23 protein-coding genes and 4 pseudogenes are annotated in these 23,744 nt (G+C 32.4%); 16 read left to right on the forward strand and 11 right to left on the reverse strand.

Translation table 11 applies throughout. The features are described from left to right. Positions 1–28 precede the first annotated feature (28 nt). A complete protein-coding gene (locus tag ACZZ95_RS14935; protein WP_463469648.1) occupies positions 29–724 on the forward strand; it encodes a DUF5672 family protein in 696 nt (231 codons plus the stop codon). On the opposite strand, the gene ACZZ95_RS14940 is transcribed toward ACZZ95_RS14935, so the two are convergent. Together ACZZ95_RS14940 and ACZZ95_RS14945 are read right to left on the reverse strand one after the other, a co-directional pair. After that, positions 721–1,578 carry a glycosyltransferase family 4 protein gene (locus tag ACZZ95_RS14940; protein WP_463471687.1) on the reverse strand — a complete coding sequence of 286 codons (858 nt, stop codon included), beginning with the start codon at positions 1,576–1,578 and terminating at the stop codon, positions 721–723. The genes ACZZ95_RS14935 and ACZZ95_RS14940 overlap by 4 nt on opposite strands. Then, positions 1,541–1,819 (reverse strand): hypothetical protein, encoded by a 279-nt coding sequence (locus ACZZ95_RS14945; protein ID WP_463469649.1) that lies wholly within the window; start codon positions 1,817–1,819, stop codon positions 1,541–1,543. Before ACZZ95_RS14945 ends, ACZZ95_RS14940 begins: the two co-directional genes overlap by 38 nt. A gap of 242 nt (positions 1,820–2,061) precedes the next feature. Between ACZZ95_RS14945 and ACZZ95_RS14950 the strand changes: the two genes are divergently transcribed. Beyond that, entirely contained in the window at positions 2,062–2,781 is a 720-nt protein-coding gene (locus ACZZ95_RS14950) for a lipopolysaccharide kinase InaA family protein (RefSeq protein ID WP_463471688.1), read from the forward strand. On the opposite strand, the gene ACZZ95_RS14955 is transcribed toward ACZZ95_RS14950, so the two are convergent. The 4 genes from ACZZ95_RS14955 to ACZZ95_RS14970 all read right to left on the reverse strand — a co-directional run bounded on the left by ACZZ95_RS14955 (position 2,762) and on the right by ACZZ95_RS14970 (position 4,618). Further along, entirely contained in the window at positions 2,762–3,064 is a 303-nt protein-coding gene (locus ACZZ95_RS14955) for a hypothetical protein (protein ID WP_463469650.1), read from the reverse strand. The two genes, ACZZ95_RS14950 and ACZZ95_RS14955, sit on opposite strands and share 20 nt — an antisense overlap. Before the next feature lie 28 nt (positions 3,065–3,092). After that, positions 3,093–3,536 carry a glycosyltransferase family 2 protein gene (locus tag ACZZ95_RS14960; RefSeq protein ID WP_463469652.1) on the reverse strand — a complete coding sequence of 148 codons (444 nt, stop codon included), beginning with the start codon at positions 3,534–3,536 and terminating at the stop codon, positions 3,093–3,095. Positions 3,537–3,553: 17 nt separating this feature from the next. Next, entirely contained in the window at positions 3,554–4,153 is a 600-nt protein-coding gene (locus tag ACZZ95_RS14965) for a glycosyltransferase family 9 protein (protein WP_463471689.1), read from the reverse strand. A gap of 87 nt (positions 4,154–4,240) precedes the next feature. Next, positions 4,241–4,618: a glycosyltransferase family 9 protein gene (locus ACZZ95_RS14970; RefSeq protein ID WP_463469654.1), complete on the reverse strand. Its 378-nt coding sequence runs from the start codon at positions 4,616–4,618 to the stop codon at positions 4,241–4,243. 127 nt (positions 4,619–4,745) lie between these two features. On the opposite strand from ACZZ95_RS14970, the gene ACZZ95_RS14975 reads away from it, so the two are divergent. Beyond that, a complete protein-coding gene (locus ACZZ95_RS14975; protein WP_463471690.1) occupies positions 4,746–5,498 on the forward strand; it encodes a glycosyltransferase family 2 protein in 753 nt (250 codons plus the stop codon). Positions 5,499–5,620: 122 nt separating this feature from the next. Here ACZZ95_RS14975 and ACZZ95_RS14980 read toward each other — a convergent pair whose 3' ends face one another. The 3 genes and pseudogenes from ACZZ95_RS14980 to ACZZ95_RS14990 all read right to left on the reverse strand — a co-directional run bounded on the left by ACZZ95_RS14980 (position 5,621) and on the right by ACZZ95_RS14990 (position 7,503). Continuing rightward, on the reverse strand, positions 5,621–6,118 hold the full coding sequence (locus ACZZ95_RS14980) for a hypothetical protein (protein WP_463469656.1): 498 nt from the start codon (positions 6,116–6,118) through the stop codon (positions 5,621–5,623). After that, positions 6,105–6,323, reverse strand: coding sequence for a glycosyltransferase (locus ACZZ95_RS14985; RefSeq protein ID WP_463469657.1), 219 nt, complete (start codon positions 6,321–6,323; stop codon positions 6,105–6,107). The genes ACZZ95_RS14980 and ACZZ95_RS14985 overlap by 14 nt, the downstream gene beginning before the upstream one ends. Positions 6,324–6,685: 362 nt before the next feature. Further along, positions 6,686–7,503: pseudogene (locus ACZZ95_RS14990) on the reverse strand (2,3,4,5-tetrahydropyridine-2,6-dicarboxylate N-succinyltransferase). A gap of 272 nt (positions 7,504–7,775) precedes the next feature. On the opposite strand from ACZZ95_RS14990, the gene ACZZ95_RS14995 reads away from it, so the two are divergent. From ACZZ95_RS14995 to ACZZ95_RS15010, 4 genes and pseudogenes are all read left to right on the forward strand, one after another. Further along, positions 7,776–8,405 (forward strand): PAS domain-containing protein, encoded by a 630-nt coding sequence (locus ACZZ95_RS14995; RefSeq protein ID WP_463469658.1) that lies wholly within the window; start codon positions 7,776–7,778, stop codon positions 8,403–8,405. A gap of 133 nt (positions 8,406–8,538) precedes the next feature. Then, complete coding sequence (locus tag ACZZ95_RS15000; protein WP_463469659.1) at positions 8,539–8,772, forward strand: hypothetical protein; 234 nt, start codon at positions 8,539–8,541, stop codon at positions 8,770–8,772. A 112-nt stretch (positions 8,773–8,884) separates the two neighbouring features. After that, positions 8,885–9,298, forward strand: coding sequence for a Holliday junction resolvase RuvX (gene ruvX, locus ACZZ95_RS15005; protein WP_463469660.1), 414 nt, complete (start codon positions 8,885–8,887; stop codon positions 9,296–9,298). Between the two features lie 126 nt (positions 9,299–9,424). Then, positions 9,425–10,968 (forward strand): annotated as a pseudogene (locus ACZZ95_RS15010) (malate:quinone oxidoreductase). Here ACZZ95_RS15010 and ACZZ95_RS15015 read toward each other — a convergent pair. Beyond that, positions 10,906–13,188, reverse strand: coding sequence for an FUSC family protein (locus ACZZ95_RS15015; protein WP_463469661.1), 2,283 nt, complete (start codon positions 13,186–13,188; stop codon positions 10,906–10,908). The pseudogene ACZZ95_RS15010 and the gene ACZZ95_RS15015 overlap by 63 nt on opposite strands. Positions 13,189–13,389: 201 nt before the next feature. Here ACZZ95_RS15015 and def point away from each other — a divergent pair, with 201 nt between their 5' ends. From def to mazG, 3 genes are all read left to right on the forward strand, one after another. Next, positions 13,390–13,980 (forward strand): peptide deformylase, encoded by a 591-nt coding sequence (def, locus tag ACZZ95_RS15020; RefSeq protein ID WP_463469662.1) that lies wholly within the window; start codon positions 13,390–13,392, stop codon positions 13,978–13,980. A gap of 58 nt (positions 13,981–14,038) precedes the next feature. Beyond that, positions 14,039–14,554 carry a DUF5606 family protein gene (locus ACZZ95_RS15025; protein WP_463469663.1) on the forward strand — a complete coding sequence of 172 codons (516 nt, stop codon included), beginning with the start codon at positions 14,039–14,041 and terminating at the stop codon, positions 14,552–14,554. A 74-nt stretch (positions 14,555–14,628) separates the two neighbouring features. After that, positions 14,629–15,399: a nucleoside triphosphate pyrophosphohydrolase gene (mazG, locus tag ACZZ95_RS15030; RefSeq protein WP_095953295.1), complete on the forward strand. Its 771-nt coding sequence runs from the start codon at positions 14,629–14,631 to the stop codon at positions 15,397–15,399. Here mazG and ACZZ95_RS15035 read toward each other — a convergent pair. Further along, positions 15,396–16,079, reverse strand: a complete 684-nt coding sequence (locus tag ACZZ95_RS15035; protein ID WP_463469664.1) for a Crp/Fnr family transcriptional regulator — start codon at positions 16,077–16,079, stop codon at positions 15,396–15,398. The genes mazG and ACZZ95_RS15035 overlap by 4 nt on opposite strands. Before the next feature lie 199 nt (positions 16,080–16,278). On the opposite strand from ACZZ95_RS15035, the pseudogene ACZZ95_RS15040 reads away from it, so the two are divergent. From ACZZ95_RS15040 to ccoG, 6 genes and pseudogenes are all read left to right on the forward strand, one after another. After that, positions 16,279–18,667 (forward strand): annotated as a pseudogene (locus ACZZ95_RS15040) (heavy metal translocating P-type ATPase). Between the two features lie 113 nt (positions 18,668–18,780). Then, positions 18,781–18,972, forward strand: coding sequence for a cbb3-type cytochrome oxidase assembly protein CcoS (gene ccoS / locus ACZZ95_RS15045; protein WP_095953298.1), 192 nt, complete (start codon positions 18,781–18,783; stop codon positions 18,970–18,972). Between the two features lie 2 nt (positions 18,973–18,974). Beyond that, positions 18,975–21,163: pseudogene (gene ccoN, locus ACZZ95_RS15050) on the forward strand (cytochrome-c oxidase, cbb3-type subunit I). A 7-nt stretch (positions 21,164–21,170) separates the two neighbouring features. After that, entirely contained in the window at positions 21,171–21,365 is a 195-nt protein-coding gene (locus ACZZ95_RS15055; RefSeq protein WP_057118631.1) for a cytochrome c oxidase subunit IV, read from the forward strand. Positions 21,366–21,367: 2 nt separating this feature from the next. Continuing rightward, on the forward strand, positions 21,368–22,297 hold the full coding sequence (locus tag ACZZ95_RS15060; protein WP_463469665.1) for a cbb3-type cytochrome c oxidase N-terminal domain-containing protein: 930 nt from the start codon (positions 21,368–21,370) through the stop codon (positions 22,295–22,297). Between the two features lie 18 nt (positions 22,298–22,315). Beyond that, complete coding sequence (gene ccoG / locus ACZZ95_RS15065) at positions 22,316–23,734, forward strand: cytochrome c oxidase accessory protein CcoG (protein WP_463469666.1); 1,419 nt, start codon at positions 22,316–22,318, stop codon at positions 23,732–23,734. Positions 23,735–23,744 lie beyond the last annotated feature (10 nt).

Consider the following 23,744-nt stretch of genomic DNA (forward strand, 5'->3'; position numbering starts at 1 on the left):
GAGAACTTGAAGAAAAATCATTTGTGCAATGCTCTGCAAAGTCCTAAAAGATTATGAAATTGTAATTGTACATCCAGAAGGGTTAAATCATTCTTATCTTTCAGAGATCTCCAGCGATTTAACTTTTAAAAGTTTTCCAAAATCGTATTTTGGTACTATAGACGGTTATAATGAATTGTTATTATCTTCTGTGTTTTATGAAAGTTTTTTAGATTCAGAATATATTTTGATCTATCAATTAGATGCTTTTGTTTTTAAAGATGATTTAATGAAATGGTGTAATAAAGGTTACGATTACATTGGAGCACCATGGATAGCAACTTCGCCAGATTCTTTGGGTAATAAAATTTCAAGTTTATTTTGGTCCAAAAAGAAAAGAGAGCGCCAGCAGATTTTCTTTAAAGTGGGTAACGGAGGTTTATCACTTCGTAAAGTGGCTTCGCATTATGCAATTTCAAAAGAGCAAAAACAATTTATTTCTGATTTCTTAACTGAAAAAGAAAAGAAAATTTATGCTACAGAAGATGTTTTTTGGTCTTTGAAAGCAATAGAATTTGATCCTAATTTTAAGATTCCAGATTATAAAGAAGCGGTTTATTTTGCTATTGACAGAAAGCCGGAACTGGCTATGAAATTAACAAATAACGAACTTCCTTTTGGCTGTCACGCAATAAATAAACCAAAGGTAATTGAGTTTTGGAAACCAATACTTGATCAGTACTAAATGTTGTTTTTGTAAAAGTCATAATAGTTTTTTTGCATCACATGTAAATCATGATTTTTCTTTACTAATTCAAAAGACTTTGTTTTTATCGATTCATTCAAAATAGGATTGCACAGCATTTCGATTACATTTTGAGATAATGTTTCGGTGTCTTTTATTGAAGCCAGTAATCCAGTTTCTCCATGAATTATTACCTCAGGAATGCCGCCGGCTTTCGTTGAGATAACTGGGATTTTACACGCAAACGCTTCGTAAACAGCAAGAGGAAGACCTTCTGTAATTGAAGTCAGTAAAAGAATATCTAATTCTGGAAGTAAATCGATTACATTTCTAAATCCAGTAAAAAATAAATCGTTTTCTAAATCATTCTCTTTTGTATATTGGATTAGATCCGCTTTTAAATGACCGTCTCCAATTACAAAAAACTTTACAGGACAATTAATTTTACCGCTAACTTTAATTTTTTTTGCTGTATCTATAAAAGTGTAAATGTCTTTTTGATCAGTAAGAGCCGCAATATTCCCAATAATTTTGGTATCTGGTAATAATCCAAATTCTTTATGGAGCAGGTTTTGATTGGTTTTTTGAGCAAATTTTTCGACATCAATAGCGTCGTAAATTGTAAGTAAACGCTCTTTGTCTTTAATAATGTTGTCAAAAATTTCTTCAACAGCTTTAGAAACACAAATTATTTTTTTTATGCTCGGATGCGAGTATTTGTATTTATTCAGAAACTTATCTTTGATTTTATTGTTTCTTTTTCTGCTTAAAATTAAAGAAGTGTTTTTTAGGAATTTCATCGCGATAAGTCCTGCGTTAAGCGCTGTAGAATCGTGAATATGTACAATGTCGATAGACTCTTTTTTTGCAGATTTTAATTATCGAACGGACAAGATTTATAAGTTTAAATGAGTTTTTATGATAAGTAAAATAAGCGACTTTATCATTTTTACAAATAGACGCAAGCGTTGCATCATGTGGACATAAAATGAATTGTTTTAGGTCTTCTTTTTCCTTTAAAAGTTTATAAATGGTGTACATCTGGGCATCACCGTCGCGTAATCCAGTTATTGATGTTACATTTAATATCTTCATTTCTTTAGTTCTGTTTTTTAGCAACGTAAAAGTAAAGAACGACGGATTTTCAGTTGCTTCATGAAGATTTAAAAGTAATAGAATAAGCCAATTTAAATGAGGATAAATAAAGTGACTCGATAATAAAAGATTGTCTTTTATTAGTAGTTTGAATGCATTTAGTTATTTTTGAACTTTAAAAAATAAACACTCAATATGTCTTTGAAAATTAATGCAGAGCATTTAAGTCCAAAGAGAATGATATAAAGCATATTATTGATAATTTCCAAACTGAAGGCGAACTTTTTGGAAATGGAGATCGTAATAAAATAAAACTGTTTGATTTGAACGGTAAAACGATCAATATAAAATCATTTAAAATTCCGAACTTAATTAATAAAGTTGCTTATAGATATTTTAGAAAATCAAAAGCAAGACGTTCATTTGAATACGCAACTATATTGTTAGAAAAAGGAATTGGAACACCAGAACCAATCGCATTTCTCGAAAATTTTAATATCATTGGATTAAAAGACAGTTATTATGTCAGCGAACACTTAAATGCTGATTTGACTTACAGAGAACTTGTAGAAATTCCAGATTATCCAGATCGTGAAAATATTTTAAGACAATTTACCAAATTCAGTTTTGAACTCCACGAAAAAGGAATTGAATTTATAGATCATTCGCCTGGAAATACTTTAATTAAAAAGAATAGCGAAGGAACTTATGATTTTTTTCTCGTTGATTTAAACAGAATGGAATTTCATTCGCAATTGACTTTTGAACAGCGTATGCATAATCTCCGCCGTTTGACTCCGTTAAAAGAAATGGTAGCAGTAATGAGTAATGAATATGCTAAATTTTATGAAGAATCGGAGCAAAAGATTTTTGATACTTTATGGAAATACACAGCCGATTTTCAAGAGCAGTTTTACAGAAAAAAACGCTTAAAAAAGAAACTTAAATTTTGGAAGAAGTAATTCTTTTGAGCTCTTTGTAACGTATATAAATACTATAAGCATTTAAATAGCATATCGTAATGCCTTTGATGCCATCTAAAAATCCAAGTCTGATTAAGTACTGATATAAAAAAGTATAAATAGGATGGAAAACCATTAAAAAAATAGATGGTTTCTGTCCTTTTTTTATTTTTTCGCTGGCTTTTAGAATGCCATACTTTTTCATCTTTAGTTTATAATCTTCATAAGATGTATAAGAAAAGTGAACTAGTTTATTTTTTAAAACACCAATTTCTCCGTTCACGATTAGTTTTTCATGAACCATTCTGTCTTCAGTGTAGCGAGCAATCGGCTTTTTTAAAAAGCCTGAATATTTTATCAGTCTGCCAGCCGCTAAAATGTAATTTGCTGTTTTTGAACATAAAAGTTCTATACATCAAATAAGCACTTACAGAGTTTTTATTGTTTATAGTCGAGATTATTTCCTCTTTAAGTTGAGGAGTCAACTTTTCATCAGCATCAATAAATAATATCCATTCGTTTTTTGCCTGATCTAAAGCAAAATTTCTTTGCGAAGTGTAATCTATAAATCGGTTTTCAATGAATAGGACATTTGTAAAGGACTTTACTATTTCGGCTGTAGCATCTGAACTAAAAGAATCAACTACAATTATTTCATCAGCAAAGTCAACATCTTCAAGTAAAGATTTTATATAACGTTCCTCGTTAAGAGTAATAATTAAAACCGATAACTTTTGTTTTTCAAAACTATTCATCTGATGCTTTTACTTTTTCAATTTTTGTATTCTTGAAAATAAGCTTCTAATTTTTCCAGCATTAAGGGTAAAGGATACTCAGCGTAGAATTCAAAAGTATGTTCTTTAATATATTGTTCTGTATGCTGTTCGTAGATCTCAGGTTTTAAATCTTTTAGATGAATGGAAGCATTTTTAGCTTCGTTTTCAAACAATTGCCAAGTTTCTTTTCTAACAGAAGGAGTAAAAATAGAGAAAGTCGGAATTTCAAGTGCTTTTGCCATATTTACAGCGCCACCTTCATTTCCAATCAGCATTTCACATTGCGAAAGCACAGCCAGAAACGGACGTAGTTCGGTACAATATAAATCGAAAACAATATTCTTTTTTGAATCTTCAGTGCAATAATTATAAACTTCCAGAGCCAAATCTTTTTGAAACGGAACGTAGTTAAAAATTATGGTTGCATTAGTTTTAGCTACTGTAAAATCAATAATTTTTGCCATTCCTTCCAAAGGATAAGTTTTGTAAACTTCGCTTCCTAAAATTCCGAACATAATTAACGGCTTTTCGCTGTCTACGTTATGGCTTTTCAGAAGTTTTTTGGCTTCTTCAATTTCAGATTCTTTTAAAAATATCTTTTGGTTTTACATCTGTTATTTTTTCAGAAATAAAAGGTTTAAGCAATAATAATCTATTTTCAATAGCTAATCCATGTTCCGATTCTACGGCATCAAAACGTTCGTAAGTATAATTGTAAAATATTTTGGTATACCATTTACGATAAGAAACTTTGTATTTTGCCCCAGAAAAAAAGTAATTAAATTAGTTCCGAGCTTACTGTAAACATCTACTACAGCATCATATTTTTTGTCGCGAATCTCAAAAATAAATTTAAATAATGCAGGAATAGATTTTCTGACCTTACTGGTCATTGGAATAATATTGTCAATATTTGGATTTTCTTTTAGTACATCTACCGAATTAGGATAGCACATATAATCGATCACCGAATCAGGGAACTTAGTTTTTAAGTTGTTGCAGATTATTGTACTGGTTAAAACGTCTCCAATTCTTTTTTGCTGAATGACTAATATTCTCATCTATTTAAAATTCAATTTATGGGCTAAATTACAAACTATTTTATGAAGTGTGCAACCGTATCGGAAGATTAAGAATAAACTAAAATAAAAATGTTATATTTTTGTGGCTCATAAATTAAATTTTGTAATGGAAATTAGTGGTCTGGTTATTACTTTCAATGAAGAAAAAAACATAGGAAAATGTATCGATGCTTTGTTAAAAGTATGTGACGAAGTAATTATAGTAGACTCTTTCAGCAAGGATCGTACAGTTGAAATTGCCAAAGAAAAAGGCGCAATAGTTATTCAGCAAAGCTTTTTAGGAGACGGACCGCGCTGTACGCATGGTCTTCCGTATTGTAAAAACAACTGGATTTTAAATTTAGACGCAGATGAATTTCTGGATAAAGATGCCGAAGAATTTATACTAAAAGGAAAATATCTGGAAGGAAATTATGATGCCTTTAGTTTTAGGGTTAAAAACTTTTTGGCAGACAAATTAATCGACTTTTCAGGATGGTATCCAGATCATAAAGTTCGTTTCTTTAATAAACAAACTGCACATCCTTCAGATTCTAAAGTCCATCAAAAAATTATTACACAAAACGAGAAAAAGGTTGCTGTGCATATTCTGCATTATGGCTGGGATTCTTTAGACCAGATTATAGCTAAGAAAAACCAGTATTCTGGCTGGCACGCACAACAATTATTTGATCAGGGAAAAAGAATAAATGCTTTTAAACCAGTTTTAAATGGAACCGTAGCCTTTATTCGCTGTTATTTTTTTAAGAAAGGTATTTTTAACGGAATCGACGGATTATCAATAGCAATGATTCAGGCATTTTTCTCTTATATGAAATATGCAAAGCTTTTAAAACTTCAACAGAAAAATTCCAAATAAAAAATAAAATCCAAATTCCAATTGATAAGATTGGAATTTGGATTTTTATATATTGGATTTTTTAAAATCTATACCGCGTCATCATATTTATATTCTTGCAAAAGATAAATTTATTAGATTAATTAAATGTCATTATTTATATGATAAAATTTTTCTTCATTCAAGGCAAGTCTAAGCCTGCTAATAAAAATTAAGGGCACTCGCCGCATTTTTTGTTTTATGTTTTCAATAAAATAAGAAGTGCCTTTCTTTTTGTTTTTCCACGAATCTTCCCACCAATGAATGCAGATAGTATTTTCGGTGATACAATCTGGAGTAAAATTTTTGAACCAGGGAAACGGATAAAAATATTCAGTAGGAAGTAAAAGGACACTCTTAAGGTATTGTTTTTTATAGCTATTCAAACCATAATCATACAAAACAGTAGTAACAACCGAAGGACCACCCATTGCATTAAAGAACAATCTTTGTTTGCGTTCAGTAGCTTTAAGACAGTCTAATATGAATGAACTGTTTTTTACAGCTCCAAGTACTGCGGAATTCAAAGGATACTTATTATCTAAAGTTGTTTGAAAACCGAGAAAAGATTCCTCAGTAAGTAAAGCGTCAAAATTTTGCAAGCATTTCTATATCAGTATCTAAATAAATACCGCCCTCTGTGTAAATAGAATATAATCTCATGTAATCAGATATAAACGACCACTTTTTTTGTCTATATAATAATCTTAAAAAAGGTAGTTTGTCAAAAGGAGTATTGGACTCATCCCATTTTTTTATTTCATAATCTGGAAGAATATTTCTCCAAGTATCAATGCATTTTTTCATTGCATAATTATATTCACCTCTTCCGTACCAACAAAAATGTATTTTTTTTGGAATCATTATTTGTATTTAAATATAAAAATAAAGTAATATTTTTATTACAAATGTATGATGAGTTTTTATTGTTTACAATAATTAGAAGGTAAAAATTCTTACAAATTTTAAATGTCATAAAAAGAGGGTTTTAGCTCTTTTGCAAAAGAGATAATTGTAATTTTTAACAGAAGAAGAAAATTTTTGAAAACAGAACCGCGAAATTTAGAGTGCTTTTTAAAACTGCAACAGAAAAATTCCAAATAAAAAAAATCCAAACTCCAATTGATAAGATTGGAATTTGGATTTTTATATATTGGATTTTTTAAAATCTATACCGCTACATCATATTCACGTAACGCATTGTTTAAAGATGTTTTTAAATCTGTAGATGGCTTACGAGTACCAATAATTAAAGCGCATGGAACTTGAAATTCTCCGGCGCCGAATTTTTTAGTGTAACTTCCAGGAATAACTACAGAACGTGCAGGAACAAAACCTTTCATTTCTACTGGTTCAGCACCTGTAACATCAATAATTTTTGTAGATGCAGTCAAACATACGTTAGCGCCAAGAACTGCTTCTTTACCAACGTGAACACCCTCAACAACAATACAACGAGAACCGATAAAAGCACCGTCTTCGATAATTACTGGAGCAACCTTGTAATGGTTCAAGAACACCACCAATACCAACACCACCGCTTAAGTGAACGTTTTTACCAATTTGTGCACAGCTTCCAACAGTTGCCCAAGTATCAACCATAGTTCCTTCGTCAACATAAGCACCAATGTTTACATAACTAGGCATTAAGATAACGCCGCTTGAAATGTAAGCTCCATAACGAGCAACAGCATTTGGTACGACACGAATTCCTTTTGCAAAGATAATCTCTTTTTAGTAACATTTTATCGTGATATTCAAAAATACCAGATTCCCATGTTTCCATTTTCTGAATTGGGAAATACATAACAACAGCTTTCTTAACCCATTCGTTTACCTGCCATTTGTCTCCAACTGGTTCTGCAACACGCAATTTTCCAGCGTCAACCAATTCGATAACTTCTCTAATAGCATCAGTTGTTGTAGTTTCTTGTAGTAAAGCTCTGTTTTCCCAAGCTTGTTCAATTATAGTCTGTAAAGAATTCATACGTTTAAATTTTTGGCAAAGATAACGTATTTGTATAAATGCAAAAAAGCAAAACGACTTGAAAATGTTACAGGTTTAACTTTTTGTTTCTTATTTGTAAAGTCTTTTGGAATTTTGAATTTGCTATTTATAATTTATTTTCTAACTACCTCTAGAAGTTTTTTTTATGTCATAATATGACAAAAGTCAGATTTTCTATTTTTTCTTCTCTCTAATTTCGCACCATTGAAAAACATTCCATTCAATAAAATTAATCATATAAGCAGTAAAATATGAATCAAGAAAATCAACTTCAGAACAGAGTAATTATTGACAAAGAGGTAACTTGGGATAAAACGCAAGTTATTATGAGCAAAACAAATGCTTTTGGTATTATCGAATATGCCAATGAAGTATTTGTAGATGTTTGTGGTTACGAAGATTACGAATTAATGGGACAGCCCCATAATATTATACGTCACCCAGATATGCCAAAAGTTATTTTTAAAGTGCTTTGGGAGAATCTTAAAAATGGTAAAAACTTTCATGCGATTGTAAAAAATCTGGCTAAATCGGGAAGATACTATTGGGTGATTACCGATTTTGAAATTGCCCGTGACGAAAATGACGTAATTGTAAATTATTTTGGACGAAGACAATCAGTACCGCAGGAAGTAATTGCTATGCATATTGAGCCATTGTATAAAAAACTATTACAAATCGAAGCAACGAGCGGAGTTGAATTCAGCGAAAAATACCTGATCGGATTTTTGGAAGAAAAGAAGAGAAGTTATGTTGAATATATTAAGGAGTTGATTTACGAACATGAGAAAGCACAATCAAAATTTGCTAATTATGTTGAAGAAGAGGATGGAGAAGAGGAAGAACAGAGAGGTTTTTTTGGTCGATTGTTCGGTAGATAATTGGAGTTATTTTTTAGGTTTGAATATTTGGATAGGATCCGTCTTGAATTTTCGAGGCGGATTTTTTTTTAAATTTAATTTAAAAAACATGAATTTAAAATGGTTTATATTTGTATTGTAAAATGAAAGTATTATGGAGGCGATTAGATTAGAATTTCAGCCAGAAATTAAAGAGAAAATCTTAAATTTTTTGAATTCATTTTCATCAGATGAACTAAAAATAACTCTGGAAGATCCCTATTTTGATGAAAACAGAAAAAAAATGTTGGAGCGTGCAGAAAAAATAAATGATGGAACTGCTCACTATAGTACTTTTGAAGAATTAGATAGTTTACTCGAAGATACAATTAAAAAGTATGAAGATTAAACCAACTATTGAATTTAATTTTGATTTAAAGGATATAGTGGATTTTATTTCGAAAGACAAACCTAAAGCAAAGAAGGAAATTTAAGAATGAATTGTTGAAAAAAAATAAAACATGCCAAGAATCCTCTCGATAGATTACGGACAAAAACGCACAGGAATCGCTGTCACAGACGAAATGCGACTTATTGCTTCTGGGTTAACAACAATTCCGACTCATACTTTGGTCGATTTTTTGAAAGATTATTTCGCAAAAGAAAAAGTAGAAGCGGTTTTGATTGGAGAACCAAAGCAAATGAACGGTCAGCCCTCAGAAAGTGCTTCTGTGATTAATGGTTTTGCAACGCATTTTTCGAACGTATTTCCTGATATAAAAGTAATTCGGGTAGATGAACGTTTTACTTCAAAAATGGCATTTCAAACCATGATCGACAGTGGTTTGAGTAAAAAGCGCTGTCAGAATAAAGGTTTGATAGACGAAATTTCTGCTACAATTCTGCTTCAAGATTATCTTTCCTCAAAAAAATAACGTTGTTCGTCGTAATTTTTGTTTATAATTTAATGGTTTTTAGAAAATCCTAACTTTTATCATGTAAAAATTAGTTTTTTTTTGCAATTAAAAAAGTACCTTTGCACTTTAAATAAAAATACTGTTATGCCTGACGAAACCATACGTTCAAATAGTGATGTAGTACTCATTGGCGCTGGAATAATGAGTGCCACTCTTGGAGTAATTTTGAAAGAATTACAACCGGATATAAAAATTGAAATTTACGAAAGATTAGATGTTGTCAGCAAAGAGAAAGCTCTGATGCTTGGAATAATGCAGGAACTGGACATTCTGCTTTTTGTGAACTAAATTATACTCCAGAAAAGGCAGATGGCAGTATCGATCCTAAAAAAGCAATAAGTATTGCAGAATCATTTGAGATTTCGCGCCAGTTTTGGTCTTACTTAGTGCAGGAAAACAAAGTGCCTTCTCCTGATAATTTTATTAAAAGCGTGCCTCATATGAGTTTTGTGTGGGGTGATAAAAACGTAAATTATTTAAAAAAGAGATTTGAAGCTCTTCAAAGTAATCCCATTTTTTCTGAAATGACTTTCAGTACCGATTTTGAGCGACTTCAGAAATGGATGCCGCTGGTAATGGAAGGACGTAATGCTGATGAAAAATTAGCAACAACACATATGGAAATTGGTACCGATGTAAATTTTGGTGCTCTAACTAGAAGTATGTTCAATTATTTAGAAAAACTAGATGGTGTTTCTTTATTTTTCAATCACGAGGTTAAAAAACTTAGACAGCGTGAAGATAAATCTTGGAGAATAAAAATTAAAGATTTGTCTACGGGAAAAATACGTAAAGCGTATACTAAATTCGTATTTATTGGAGCTGGTGGAGGTTCTTTACCTTTATTAGAAAAAGCAAACGTACCAGAAGGAAATGGATACGGCGGTTTTCCGGTAAGCGGACAATGGCTGAAATGTACTAATCCGGATGTAATTGCAAAACATCAAGCAAAAGTTTACGGAAAAGCAAGTGTTGGAGCTCCTCCAATGTCTGTTCCGCATATTGATACTCGTGTAATTGATGGCGAAAAAGCGCTTCTTTTTGGACCATTTGCTGGGTTTTCGACTCGTTTCTTGAAAAATGGTTCTTATTTAGACCTTCCTTTATCTATTAAGGGTAACAACTTAATTCCGATGCTGGCAAGAGGATATCATAATATACCGCTTACAAAATATTTAATTGAGCAGGTTCGTCAGTCTCCAAAAGACAGAATGCAAGCTTTACGTGAATATTTACCAACGGCACGTTCTAAAGATTGGAAATTAGAAAAAGCTGGGCAACGTGTTCAGGTTATTAAAAAAGATGAAAAAGAAGGTGGCGTTTTAGAATTTGGAACTGAGGTAATTAATACACACGATGGAACTTTAGCAGTTTTATTAGGTGCTTCTCCAGGTGCTTCTACAGCCGTAGCGATTATGATTGATTTAATTGGCAGATGTTTTGGAAATCAAATTAAAACACCAGAATGGGAAGCTAAAATGAAAACGATGATTCCTTCTTACGGACAGACTTTAAATGATAAGCCGGAGCTTTTAGCGGAGCTTAGAAAACATACAGCAGAAGTTTTAAAAAATAAAATAAACTTCTTTACTTATAATAGAATAAAAAAACAAATCCAGATGAATTAATCTGGATTTGTTGCTTTTTAGGTCGGTTGTGTTTTTAAGAATTTTTTCAGCCAGATTACTCATCCAAATTAATTGTTCAATTACCATCGAGGCTTCCTGCATTTTCGCTTGACGCGTCTCTTTGTCAAGATCATCATCTTCGGCTAATCGTGTAAAATTTCTTCGCTTTAATTCTTCAAATTGTAAAGTCACATCTTCTTTTTCAAAAAAAGTATCTTTTAGAATAACTTCATTTCTTAAAATAGAAATAGAATGATCAAGATTGGCCAAAATAGTTTTAATGATATAATTGAAAGACTCAGAAGCAGAAGTCGTTTGATGAGACTGAATGTAAGTTGATAACGATGCCAATGCAGACAACAAAGAGTGATTTAAAACCACCAATTTGTTTACCAAAGGCATTGTTTTCTGTTTTGATTTTGGTTCCTGCATCATTCTTTGGAAAGAGGTCATTAAGTTCCCTATCTCAACAAAAGCATTTTTTCGGGCTAATCTATAGGAAGTTGGAACTTCTCCCTTTTTATTATAAAAATCAGCAATCTCTTTAAGATAATTTCGGTTGGCGCGAATGGCGTTTTCAATATGAATAGGTGTATTAATAAATTCCCATGCCGGCCATAAAAATTGGTTGGCAATAAAAGCTAAAACTGCCCCTGCAAGTGAATCTAAAATTCGGTATTGAATAACTTCGTTTATGTCTGGAGTTAAAATTCCGTAGATAAAAACCACATACATGGTCACAAATGTTGCGCTTATTTTGTAATTGATTTGAGTAAATGATATTCCCAAAAGCATGCAAATTATAGAGAAAATACTCAGTGCAACGTGATTTTGAATAATAGATACAATTCCGAAAGCTAAAATACCTCCCAAAACGGTTCCGAACATTCTGTTGTAAGAACGTTCTTTGGTTAAACCATAACCAGGTCGCATGATTACGACGATAGTAAGCAGAATCCAGTAAACATTTTGAAAAGGAAGAATTTGTCCCAGGAAAAAACCAATCAAAATCGTAATTGTCAGCCTTAGCGAATGCCTGAAAATAGAAGAAGAATAACTTAAATTTTCAATTAAAGTTCGCAATGGATAATATTGTGGTGTTAAGAACTTTTCAAGTTCTTTATCCTTGTCTTTTAATTTATAAGACTGCATTGCCAGCGAAAAGGCACGTTGAATAATTTTGATTTTTCCAACCTGATTTTTAGCATATTTCAGCATATTGGTCAGCATCAAAACACCTTCTGCGCCTTCTTCTTTTCCTAATGTTTTTTCGTAGTCAAAAATGGCAAATTCAAGTGCGTCAAGTTCGTTTTTCAAATCATGTTTGTCCACATAAGTACTAATGTGATTCACATTTTTTGAAAGCTTTTTTAAAGTCGAAGCCAGTTTGTAGGCCACATTTTGATACGTTCTTAAAACATCTGGATGTCTAGCAAATTTTATGTGAAGTTTGCTGTGGTCAAAAGAAGTATAAAGTGCTAATTCTTGAATTTCAACCAAAGTAATAAAAACCAAAAGCATTTTACGGTTCTGACTCGTAATTCCTGACGCATTCTGATTTCCAATCAGCATTTTCCTTAAATCTTCATGAATAAGATTCAGCTCAACCTGAACGGCCAGTTGTTTTTCGATAATTGCTCTTCTATTTGCTTCCGGACTCCATAAATCGCCTCTTAATTTTAAATATTTTGCAGTAAGTTTTATGCCTTCGGCAATCTGCAGTTCTACATATTTATAAGGCTGTACAAAATGAAAAACTAGAGAAACAATTAAATAAAGAATTCCACCAATAAAAATAAAACCAGAATATTCAAATGCCGCCCAGCCCTCGTGCAGATGTCCAAACGAAAGTGAAATGGATAATAATGCGGAGAAAGAAATTAAAGTCGCACGCTGTCCGTAGACCGAAATCATAGAACAAAGAAACAATAGAAAACCTAAAAAGATATAAAACAGAAACGGATAAGGATAAACGAGATTAACCAAAAGATTAACACCTGAAACGATAAAAGATGCAAGAATAAGTCCTTTAATTTTATGGCTCAGTGAACTTGGAATATCGCTGGGATAAGTATAAAAAGCTCCCAATGCAATTGTAAAACCAATTTCAAAATGACCTAAAAAATTTAAAACTAAAACAGGGACAACAGAAGCAATAGTTACTTTGGAAGCATTGAAAAAAGAAGTACTGTTAGTAAATTTCGAAATTTTATCAAACATAAAGAGAGGTTTACTAGCAAAGGTAAGAATTGTACGAATGAATTTGGCACAATTATAGCTGAGATTTTTAACGATTTGGAAAAAATATGATATAAAATAGTATTCGAATTATTCATTGACTATTTTTTACTATTTTTGCCAGCTGAAATATTAGAATTTTAGTTCTGTTTTACAGCACATAAAAAACATAAATAAAAACAAATGATTTTACCAATTGTAGGATACGGTGATCCTGTTTTGAGAAAAGTAGGGCAGGACGTTACACCAGAATATCCAAATCTAAAAGAAACGATCGCAAATATGTACGAGACTATGTATAATGCGTATGGAGTTGGACTTGCCGCACCGCAGGTTGGATTACCAATTCGTTTGTTTGTTATTGATACAACGCCTTTTAGTGATGATGAGGATCTTCCTTCAGCTGAACAAAAAGATTTGAAAGGTTTTAAAAAGACTTTTATCAATGCTAAAATCGTTAAGGAAGAAGGTGAAGAATGGGGTTTTAATGAAGGCTGTTTAAGTATTCCAGATGTGCGCGAAGACGTATACAGAAAACCAACAGTGACAATAGAATATTGCGAAGAAGATTTTGTAATGAAAACAGAAGTATTCGATGGTTTAATTGCAAGAGTTATTCAACACGAATATGATCATATTGAAGGAATTTTGTTTACGGATAAAATTTCATCTCTTAAAAAACGTTTAATTCAAAAGAAACTTAAAAATATTACTGAGGGAAAAACGTTTCAGGAATATAGAATGAAGTTTTTTGCGACCAAAAAAGGGAGATAAGTTTTCTATACTTAGAAACAAAAAATAAATCAAATTCTTAATACTAATTTTAATAAAAATGAATTTAACGAAAATTTTAGCCATTTCAGGTAAACCAGGTCTATACGAATTGAAAGTACAAACTCGTACAGGTTTTGTGGCGGAATCATTAATTGATGGGAAGAAGATTACTGTAAATCTAAAAAGCAATGTAAGTTTATTGTCTGAAATTTCGATTTATACTTATGAAGGTGAAAAACCATTAACTGAAGTAATGCAACAAATTGCCGTTAAAGAAAATAAAGGACAAGCTATTTCTCACAAAGAGGATAATGCTACTTTAGCCGCATATTTTAAACAAATTCTTCCAGATTACGACGAAGAAAGAGTTTACCCTTCAGATATCAAAAAAGTATTAAACTGGTACAATACACTTCAATCAAAAGGATTAGTTACAGATTTAGCTCCTGCAGTTGAAGAAACTAAAGAAGAAGCTCCAGTTGCCGCAGAAAAGCCTAAAAAAGCTCCAGCGAACCTAAAAAAGCTAAAGCTAAAAAAGAAGAAGAATAATAAATATTCTTTTTTAAATATATAATATCCTGTTAAGATAGTTTTCTTGACAGGATTTTTTAATTTTACAAGACCGAGTTAATTTAAAAGAACTTCAAAATGAATAGAGAAAACCAGTTAAAAGCGTTTGAAAGATTATTAAATATCATGGATGAACTTCGTGAGCAATGCCCGTGGGATAAAAAACAAACCCTGCAGACATTGAGACATTTAACAATTGAAGAAACCTACGAACTTGGTGATGCTATTCTCGATAACGATTTAAATGAAGTTAAAAAAGAACTTGGAGACTTGCTTTTACATATTGTTTTTTATGCTAAAATCGGAAGCGAAACAAACGATTTTGATATTGCAGATGTCTGCAATGAAATCTGCGAAAAGCTAATTCACCGTCATCCTCATATCTACGGAGATGTAAAAGTGGAAAATGAAGAAGAAGTAAAACAAAATTGGGAAAAATTAAAACTCAAAGAAGGTAAAAAATCGGTTTTAGAAGGCGTTCCAAGAAGTCTTCCTGCTTTGGTTAAGGCCAGCAGAATTCAAGATAAAGTGAAAGGCGTAGGATTTGATTGGGAAGAACCGCATCAAGTCTGGGATAAAGTACAAGAGGAATTACAAGAACTGCAAGACGAAGTACAAGCTGGAAATCAGGACAAAATCGAAGACGAATTTGGAGATGTTTTATTCTCTATGATTAATTACGCTCGATTTTTAAATGTAAATCCAGAAGATGCCTTAGAAAGAACTAATAAAAAGTTTATCAAACGCTTCCAATATCTGGAAAGCAAAGCAGGTGAACTAGGAAAACCTTTAATGGATATGACGCTTACAGAAATGGATGTTTTTTGGAATGAAGCTAAAAAGCTCTAATTATCAGCTAATTTTTTTAAAGCTCGTACATCTTTAAGCATAATCTTTTTTCCAACTAATCCGATCAATTCTAATTTATTAAAATCAGATAATAAACGAATACAGCTTTCTGTTGCTGTACCAATAATTCCTGCCAGTTCTTCTCTAGTTAGTTGGACTTTAAGGGTTTTATCAGTGTCTTCACCAAAAGCATCATGAAGATGAAGTAAAGTTTCAGCTAATCGTCGCTTAACGGTTTTTTGAACCAAAGCAATTTTTTCATTTTCAGATTCTTTTAAATCCTCGCAGACAGACTGCATCATATTTAAAGAAAACTGATTGTTGCTATTAAAGAAATTGATTATTTCAGCTTTAGGAATAAAACAAACCTCCATGTCAGCGATGGCTTTGGCAGTTAAATTTGCCGGCTCATTACTAATCATAGAACGCCGCCCAAGAAGTTCGCCGGATTTTACCAGTTTTACGATTTGGTCTTTTCCGTTTGCACTTAATTTGGAGAGTTTACCAACGCCATCTTTTACACAAAACACACCATTAGTTACTTCGCCTTCTTCAAAAAGAGCTTCACCTTTTTTAATTTTGTAAGTGGTTTTGCTGTTTGCTAATTTTATAACTTCCTCTTTATTAAGAGCTTTTAATGAGCTTAGCTGACGTACAATGCATTGATCACATTTGTTCATGACAATATTTGTTTGCTTGCAAAATTAAGGATATTTAAGGTTTTAAGGTATCAATATAGGGTAAAATATTCAGAAAAAATAGTAGAGGGTAATTTGGCTCTTTTATTTTATTAAATTAGAACTCAATTTCAAAATACATGATATTTGTCATCTAAATAATTGATAGTTAATCTGAAATTTGCGACATAAAAACAAATTTATGAAGGAGCAAAGTTGTTTTCATTGTGGTTTATCCATTGAAAAAAATGAAGAAATCGATTTTGATGATAAGAAGTTTTGTTGCACGGGCTGTAAAACCGTTTACGAAATTTTCAGCACTAATGACTTAACCTCTTATTACGACTTCGAAAAATCGCCTGGTGCCACTCCACAAGACATTGCAGGCAAATATGATTTTTTAGAAAATGAATCAATACTTTCAAAAATTTTAGAATTTCAAGAAGGAAATACCGCTATTGTTTCTTTGAATATTCCTCATATTCACTGCAGTTCATGTATTTGGATTTTAGAAAACCTAAACCGACTTCAGTCAGGAATAAGTACTTCACAAGTTAATTTTCATGAAAAGAAAGTCCGAATTACATTTAATCCAGAAACTGTTTCATTAAAAGAAATAGTTAATCTTTTATGCTCAATTGGTTACGAGCCTTATATAAGTCTAGAAAATTACGAAACAACAAAAAACAAGATAGACAGAAGTTTAACGTATAAACTTGGTGTAGCATTTTTTTGTTTTGGAAATATTATGTCGCTTTCATTTCCAGAATATTTCGAAATGAAAGAATTTTGGTTAGATAGTTATAAACCGTTTTTCAGACTGCTGATTTTTATTTTAGCTCTTCCAAGTTTTTTATATTCTGCGAGTGGTTATTATGTTTCGGCATATCACAGTATTAGAACCAGAATGCTCAATATCGACATTCCAATTGCTTTGGGAATTATTGTAATGTTTATTCGCAGTTCTTATGATATGCTGATGGATCACGGACCTGGATTTTTTGATAGTTTAGCAAGTTTAGTATTTTTTATGCTTCTTGGTAAAATGTTTCAAATTAAAACCTATAGTTTTTTAAGTTTCGAAAGAGATTTTAAATCCTATTTTCCAATTGCGGTTACCAAAATCAATAAAGATGCCTCAGAAGAAAATGTTGCCATTTATGATGTTTTAAAAGGCGATAGATTATTAATTAGAAATCAAGAACTTATTCCCGTTGATGGAATTTTAATCAGCGAAAGCGCCGAAATAGATTATAGTTTCGTAACAGGCGAAGCAGTGCCGATTACTAAAAAATCTGGCGATAAAGTGTTTGCAGGAGGTAAGCAAATTGGTAAAGTGATTGAAATGGAAGTATTGCATTCTGTTTCTCAAAGTTACTTGACGCAATTGTGGAGTAACGAAATTTTTCAGAAAAAAGTAGATCAAAAACACAAAACCATAACAGATGCAATAAGCCGGTATTTCACCCCAATTTTACTGCTGATTGCATTTGCTGGTTTTGGTTATTGGATATTTATAGATGCAAATACTGCTTTTAATGTTTTTACAGCAGTTTTAATTGTGGCTTGCCCTTGTGCATTGGCGCTTACGGCTCCATTTACGTTTGGAAATATTTTGAGAATTTTAGGTAAAAAAGAAATTCTATCTCAAAAATGCCGTAGTAATAGAACAGCTTGCCAAAGTTGATACAATTGTTTTTGATAAAACGGGAACGATTACAACCAATAAAAAATCGAATATAGTATATGAAGGAAGTAGTATTTCTGATTCAGATATTATACTAATTAAGAATGTACTTCGTGCTTCAAATCATCCTCTGAGCCGTATGCTTTACGATTTTCTGCCAGAAACAAAACGAATTAATATTGATCACTTTCAAGAGATTACCGGAAAAGGAATTTTGGCAAATGCCGCTGGCAAAGAAATTAAAATAGGTTCGGGACAATTTATAAGTGATATAGTTATAGGTAGTTCAGAAATTGAAAAAACGGCTTTGCATATTAAAATTGATGGGATTTATTTCGGAAAATTTGTGTTCCAAAATCAATATCGAGAAGGTTTAGAGAAGCTTTTTTCTACTTTAAGTAAAGAATATCAAATCAAGGTGCTTTCGGGAGATAATGATGGTGAAAGAGCAAATTTAGAAGTTATTCTGCCAAAAAATACTGAACTAATATTCAATCAAAAGCCAGAACAAAAGCTTGAATTCATTAAGAAACTTCAGGAAAGAGGACATAACGTGATGATGGTTGGGGATGGTCTAAACGATGCCGGAGCATTAGCGCAAAGTAATGTTGGAATTTCCATTTCAGAGAATGTGAATGTTTTTTCACCTGCCTGCGATGCAATTTTAGATGCTTCTGAGTTTTCTCGTTTGAATTACTTTTTAAAACTCTCTCATAAAGCAATTTTGGTAATCAAGATGAGCTTTGCTTTGTCATTGCTCTACAACGTGGTTGGACTTGCATTTGCGGTTACTGGTAATCTTCTTCCAATTGTTGTTGCGATCATTATGCCGTTGAGTACAATTACTATCGTCAGTTTTGTTACTTTAATGTCTAACTACTTAAGCAAGAGAAATTTATATTGATTTTAAATAATTAAAAAGATTTTTTTTTATTTTTAACATTCTTCTTTGACTATGATAATTATCATATTTTAAACGCCGCTGACCTTGTAATTTTGTTAACATAAATTTACGGTATGAGTGTTATTTATCTATTAATTTCAGTAAGTATTTTCGTGGCAGTTTGCTTCTTTATTGCTTTCATTATTGCTGTCAAGTCTGGGCAGTACGACGACGATTATACACCCTCAGTCAGAATTCTTTTTGACGATGAGACCAAAATTATTTCCCCAAATAATAATTCACCAATCGAAGAAAAACAAGTATAATTATGGAAATGGAACAGTTTTATTACGACAACAAAATTGTAAAAAAATTCATTTACGCCACAATCCTCTTTGGAGTTGTGGGTATGTTAGTGGGACTTACCTTGGCGGTAATGTACCTTTTTCCCAACATGACAGATGGGATTTCATGGCTTAGTTACGGCCGATTAAGACCATTACACACCAATGCAGTAATTTTTGCCTTTGTAGGTAACGCCTTTTTTGCAGGACTTTATTATTCACTGCAAAGATTACTAAAAGCCAGAATGTTTAGTGATTTTTTAAGTAATCTTCATTTCTGGGGCTGGCAGTTAATTATTGTCGCGCGTACCATTACACTTCCGTTAGGTTACACTTCTTCTAAAGAATATGCAGAGTTAGAATGGCCTATCGATATTGCAATTGCATTAATATGGGTTGTAATGGGAATAAATATGATTGGTACAATGTCGCGTCGTAGAGAGCGTCACTTGTATGTTGCAATCTGGTTTTACCTTGCTACATTTGTAACGGTTGCAGTGCTTCATATTTTTAATAATATTGAAATTCCAGTTTCTGCTTTTAAAAGTTATTCTGTTTATGCCGGAGTTCAGGATGCACTTGTACAATGGTGGTATGGACATAATGCGGTAGCATTTTTCCTTACAACTCCATTCTTAGGTTTAATGTATTACTTCATTCCTAAAGTGGCAAACAGACCAGTTTATTCATATAGACTTTCTATTATACATTTTTGGTCTTTGATCTTTATTTACATCTGGGCAGGACCACACCACTTATTATATTCTGCATTGCCAAACTGGGCACAGAATTTAGGAGTTGCATTTTCGGTAATGTTAATTGCTCCATCTTGGGGAGGTATGATTAATGGTCTTTTAACTTTAAGAGGCGCATGGGATAAAGTTCGTGAAGAACCAGTTTTAAAATTCTTCGTAGTAGCGATTACAGGTTACGGAATGGCAACTTTTGAAGGTCCGATGCTTTCTTTGAAAAACGTAAATGCTATCGCGCACTATACAGACTGGATCGTTGCTCACGTACACGTTGGTGCTTTAGCTTGGAATGGATTCATGTCGTTTGGTATCATTTATTGGTTAATTCCTCGAATGACAAAATCGAATTTATTCTCTAAGAAATTGGCAAACTTCCATTTCTGGATTGGTACTTTAGGTATTATCGTTTATACAATTCCTTTATATGTTGCTGGTTTTCAACAAGCATCTATGTGGAAACAATTTAATCCAGACGGGACTTTAACGTATGGTAACTTCCTTGAAACAGTAACAGCTATTATGCCAATGTACTGGATGAGAGCTATCGGTGGTACTTTGTACCTAATAGGTATGCTGACATTGGTTTATAATATTATAATGACAGTAAGAGCAGGATCTCCTGTAGAAGATGAATTGGCTCAAGCACCTGCTTTACAAAGGATCAGCGAGCAGTCGAGTAAGAGGCGAAAAAATTCCACTCTTGGTTAGAAAGAAAACCTATTCAATTAACCATTTTGGCTACAGTCGCTATTTTAATTGGAGGTATTATACAAATTGTACCAACTATTATGGTAAAATCTAATATTCCAACAATTTCAAGTGTAAAACCTTATACACCGCTAGAACTTGAAGGACGTGATTTATATATTAGAGAAGGATGTGTAGGTTGTCACTCACAATCAGTTCGTCCATTTAGAAGTGAGGTTGAGCGTTATGGCGTACAATCTAAAGCTGGAGAATTTGTGTACGATCATCCATTCTTATGGGGATCAAAACGTACAGGTCCAGATTTATTAAGAGTAGGTGGTAAGTACAATGATAACTGGCACTTTAACCACTTCTGGAATCCGCAGAGTATCTCTGCAGGATCTATTATGCCGGGATACAAATGGTTGTTTGATAATAAACCAATGGATATTTCATTAACACAAAAGAAAATGCAGGCAATGATTTCATTAGGTGTGCCATATACTCCTGAAGAAGTTACAAATGCACAAAAGACTTTAAGAGAGCAGGCTGTAAAAATAGAAAAAAGCTTAGAAAACGATCCTGACTTTGTAAAAAGTTATGAAGAAAGCAAGAAAAAAGCTCTTGCAAAAGGAGAAAAATTCATTCCTATGAATGAAAGAGAAATCGTTGCTTTGATCGCTTACATACAAAGACTTGGTACTGATATTAAAGTAAAAGAAACTTCTAAATAACAGCATTATGTTTGAACAAATAAAACACAATATGGAAACAATATCGGGTATAGAAATTTACCCGATTCTTTCTCTCTTGATTTTCTTCTTCTTTTTCGTAGGATTAGGCTTTTGGGTGTTCTCTTACAGAAAAGATAAAATTCAGGAAATGAGTAGTATACCTTTAGATGAAGGACTAGTTGTAATTACAAAAGACAGATAAAAATGAAAAAGTTTTTCCCAGTATATGTTAGAGTACCGTTGATTTTCTTCATCGTATTTGCCTTAATGGAATATTTTATAGATTCGGGCGATAGACCTGCTTTTATAAAATACCCAATGGTTTCACTCTTTTTGTGTGTCTTCTTATTTATTTTGATTGCAATTGAAATTACCTTGAGTGCCGTAAATAAAGTAATGTACCAATTATTGTCACCAGAAGAAAAGGCAAAATTAGAACATGAAGAAAGTTTAAGTTTCAAAGAAAGTACATGGTTTAAAAACCTAATGCAAAAATTGACGAAAACTTCACCAATTGAAAAAGAAGGCGATTTATTAATGGATCATGATTATGACGGCATTAAAGAGCTTGATAATAATTTACCGCCGTGGTGGGTATATTTATTCTACATCTGTATCATTTTTGGTGTAATCTATGTGGTTCGTTATGAAGTCTTAGGGGCTGATAACCAAGAGATGGAGTTGAAAAAAGAAATGGCTCAGGCAAAAATTGATGTTGAAGAATATTTAAAAACAGCTCCAGATTTAATGGACGAAAAAACAGTTGTTTTACTTACTGATGAACCAAGTTTAGTCGCAGGAAAAGAAATTTTCACAACCAATTGCGCGACCTGTCACAGAGCCGATGCTGGAGGACAGATTGGTCCAAACTTGACAGATAATCATTGGATTTTAGGAGGTGGAATTAAAAACCTATTCCACACCATTACAAATGGAGGTCGTGATGGAAAAGGAATGATTTCCTGGAAAGGAACCTTAAAACCAAAAGAGATTCAGAAAGTAGCAAGTTACATTTTATCGCCGCAAGGATCGAATCCAAAAGACCCGAAAGAAGCAGAAGGAGAAGTTTGGGTAGATGAAAGCGCCGCTGAAAACAGATGCTTCAAATACACAAAAAGATACCACAGAAGTTAAAAAATAAAATAAAATACCATGTCAAATTTACCAGACGGAGCTTTTAGAGATACTATCGGAACTATAGATGAAGGTGGTAAACGGAAATTTGTTTTTCCGAAGAAACCGTCTGGTAAATTTTACAATTACAGAAAAATTGTCAGCTATATTCTGCTGGCAATTTTAATCATAAATCCGTTTATCAAAATAAATGGGAACCAGTTTATGATGTTCAACATTCTCGAACGTCGTTTTAATATTTTTGGATTCCCTTTTTGGCCTCAGGATTTTTATCTCTTCGTTATTTCAATGCTAATCGGCGTTGTATTCATACTCTTATTTACAGTTGTTTTTGGACGAATATTTTGCGGCTGGATCTGCCCGCAGACTATTTTCCTTGAAATGGTTTTCCGTCGTATTGAATATTGGATAGATGGAGACCGTGGTTCGCAATCACGTTTGGCAAGACAGGAATGGAATGGGGAAAAAATTAGAAAAAGACTAATAAAGTGGACTGTTTTCTTTTTAATCTCTTTCCTTATAGCTAATGTTTTTCTTGCTTATTTAGTGGGAAGTGATACTTTGTTTTTGATGATTGAGCAGGGGCCAATTCAGCAGGCAAGTAATTTTATTGCACTTCTAATTTTTACTGGAGTTTTTTATTTTGTTTTTGTCTGGTTTCGAGAGCAGGTTTGTATAATTGCCTGTCCGTACGGGAGATTGCAGGGCGTTCTTTTGGATGATAAATCGATAAATGTTGCATACGATTTTGTTCGTGGAGAAAAAGAAAAAGGACGTGCAAAGTTTAGTAAAAAAGAAGACAGGGCTTTAACAGGAAAAGGAGATTGTATTGATTGTCTTCAATGCGTTCATGTCTGCCCAATGGGAATTGACATTAGAAATGGAACACAGTTAGAATGCACAAACTGCACTGCTTGTATTGATGAATGTGATCATATAATGGAATCAGTAGGATTGCCAAAAGGTCTTATTCGATATGCTTCTGAAGATGAAATTGCTAAAAAAGAACCTTTTAAATTTACGGCAAGAATGAAAGGTTACACTGCAGTTCTGTTTATTTTATTGAGTGTTTTTGTTGGAATGTTATTTTTAAGAACTAATGTTCAAGCTGTTATTCTGCGTTTGCCGGGACAGCTTTTTCAACATGACGGTGATAAAATTAGTAATGTTTACACTTATAAAATTGTAAACAAAACCATGAAAGATTACAGCAACATTCATTTCGAATTAATAGATCAGAAGGGAGAAATTAAAAATGTTGGAAAACAGCATTTTAAAATTGCAAAAGAAGCGATTTCTCAAGGAACATTATTTATAGAAATAAAAGAAGTTTTATTAGAAAGTGATAAAACAAAAGTAAAAATTGGAGTTTATAACGGTTCTGAACTCCTGGAAACAACAACTACAAATTTCTTAGGACCACGCAGTTTTAATTAAAATATTTATA

The organism is Flavobacterium sp. AC267 (genome assembly GCF_979258715.1).

Excerpts from the sequence above, each read along its gene's own strand:
- ACZZ95_RS14935 (WP_463469648.1), top strand. The coding sequence starts at position 29 with ATGCTCTGCAAAGTCCTAAAAGATTATGAAATTGTAATTGTACATCCA.
- ACZZ95_RS14945 (WP_463469649.1), bottom strand. The coding sequence starts at position 1,819 with ATGAAGATATTAAATGTAACATCAATAACTGGATTACGCGACGGTGAT.
- ACZZ95_RS14960 (WP_463469652.1), bottom strand. The coding sequence starts at position 3,536 with ATGAATAGTTTTGAAAAACAAAAGTTATCGGTTTTAATTATTACTCTT.
- ACZZ95_RS14970 (WP_463469654.1), bottom strand. The coding sequence starts at position 4,618 with ATGAGAATATTAGTCATTCAGCAAAAAAGAATTGGAGACGTTTTAACC.
- ACZZ95_RS14975 (WP_463471690.1), top strand. The coding sequence starts at position 4,746 with ATGGAAATTAGTGGTCTGGTTATTACTTTCAATGAAGAAAAAAACATA.
- ACZZ95_RS14985 (WP_463469657.1), bottom strand. The coding sequence starts at position 6,323 with ATGAAAAAATGCATTGATACTTGGAGAAATATTCTTCCAGATTATGAA.
- ACZZ95_RS14995 (WP_463469658.1), top strand. The coding sequence starts at position 7,776 with ATGAATCAAGAAAATCAACTTCAGAACAGAGTAATTATTGACAAAGAG.
- ACZZ95_RS15000 (WP_463469659.1), top strand. The coding sequence starts at position 8,539 with ATGGAGGCGATTAGATTAGAATTTCAGCCAGAAATTAAAGAGAAAATC.
- ruvX (WP_463469660.1), top strand. The coding sequence starts at position 8,885 with ATGCCAAGAATCCTCTCGATAGATTACGGACAAAAACGCACAGGAATC.
- ACZZ95_RS15015 (WP_463469661.1), bottom strand. The coding sequence starts at position 13,188 with ATGTTTGATAAAATTTCGAAATTTACTAACAGTACTTCTTTTTTCAAT.
- def (WP_463469662.1), top strand. The coding sequence starts at position 13,390 with ATGATTTTACCAATTGTAGGATACGGTGATCCTGTTTTGAGAAAAGTA.
- ACZZ95_RS15025 (WP_463469663.1), top strand. The coding sequence starts at position 14,039 with ATGAATTTAACGAAAATTTTAGCCATTTCAGGTAAACCAGGTCTATAC.
- mazG (WP_095953295.1), top strand. The coding sequence starts at position 14,629 with ATGAATAGAGAAAACCAGTTAAAAGCGTTTGAAAGATTATTAAATATC.
- ACZZ95_RS15035 (WP_463469664.1), bottom strand. The coding sequence starts at position 16,079 with ATGAACAAATGTGATCAATGCATTGTACGTCAGCTAAGCTCATTAAAA.
- ccoS (WP_095953298.1), top strand. The coding sequence starts at position 18,781 with ATGAGTGTTATTTATCTATTAATTTCAGTAAGTATTTTCGTGGCAGTT.
- ACZZ95_RS15055 (WP_057118631.1), top strand. The coding sequence starts at position 21,171 with ATGTTTGAACAAATAAAACACAATATGGAAACAATATCGGGTATAGAA.
- ACZZ95_RS15060 (WP_463469665.1), top strand. The coding sequence starts at position 21,368 with ATGAAAAAGTTTTTCCCAGTATATGTTAGAGTACCGTTGATTTTCTTC.
- ccoG (WP_463469666.1), top strand. The coding sequence starts at position 22,316 with ATGTCAAATTTACCAGACGGAGCTTTTAGAGATACTATCGGAACTATA.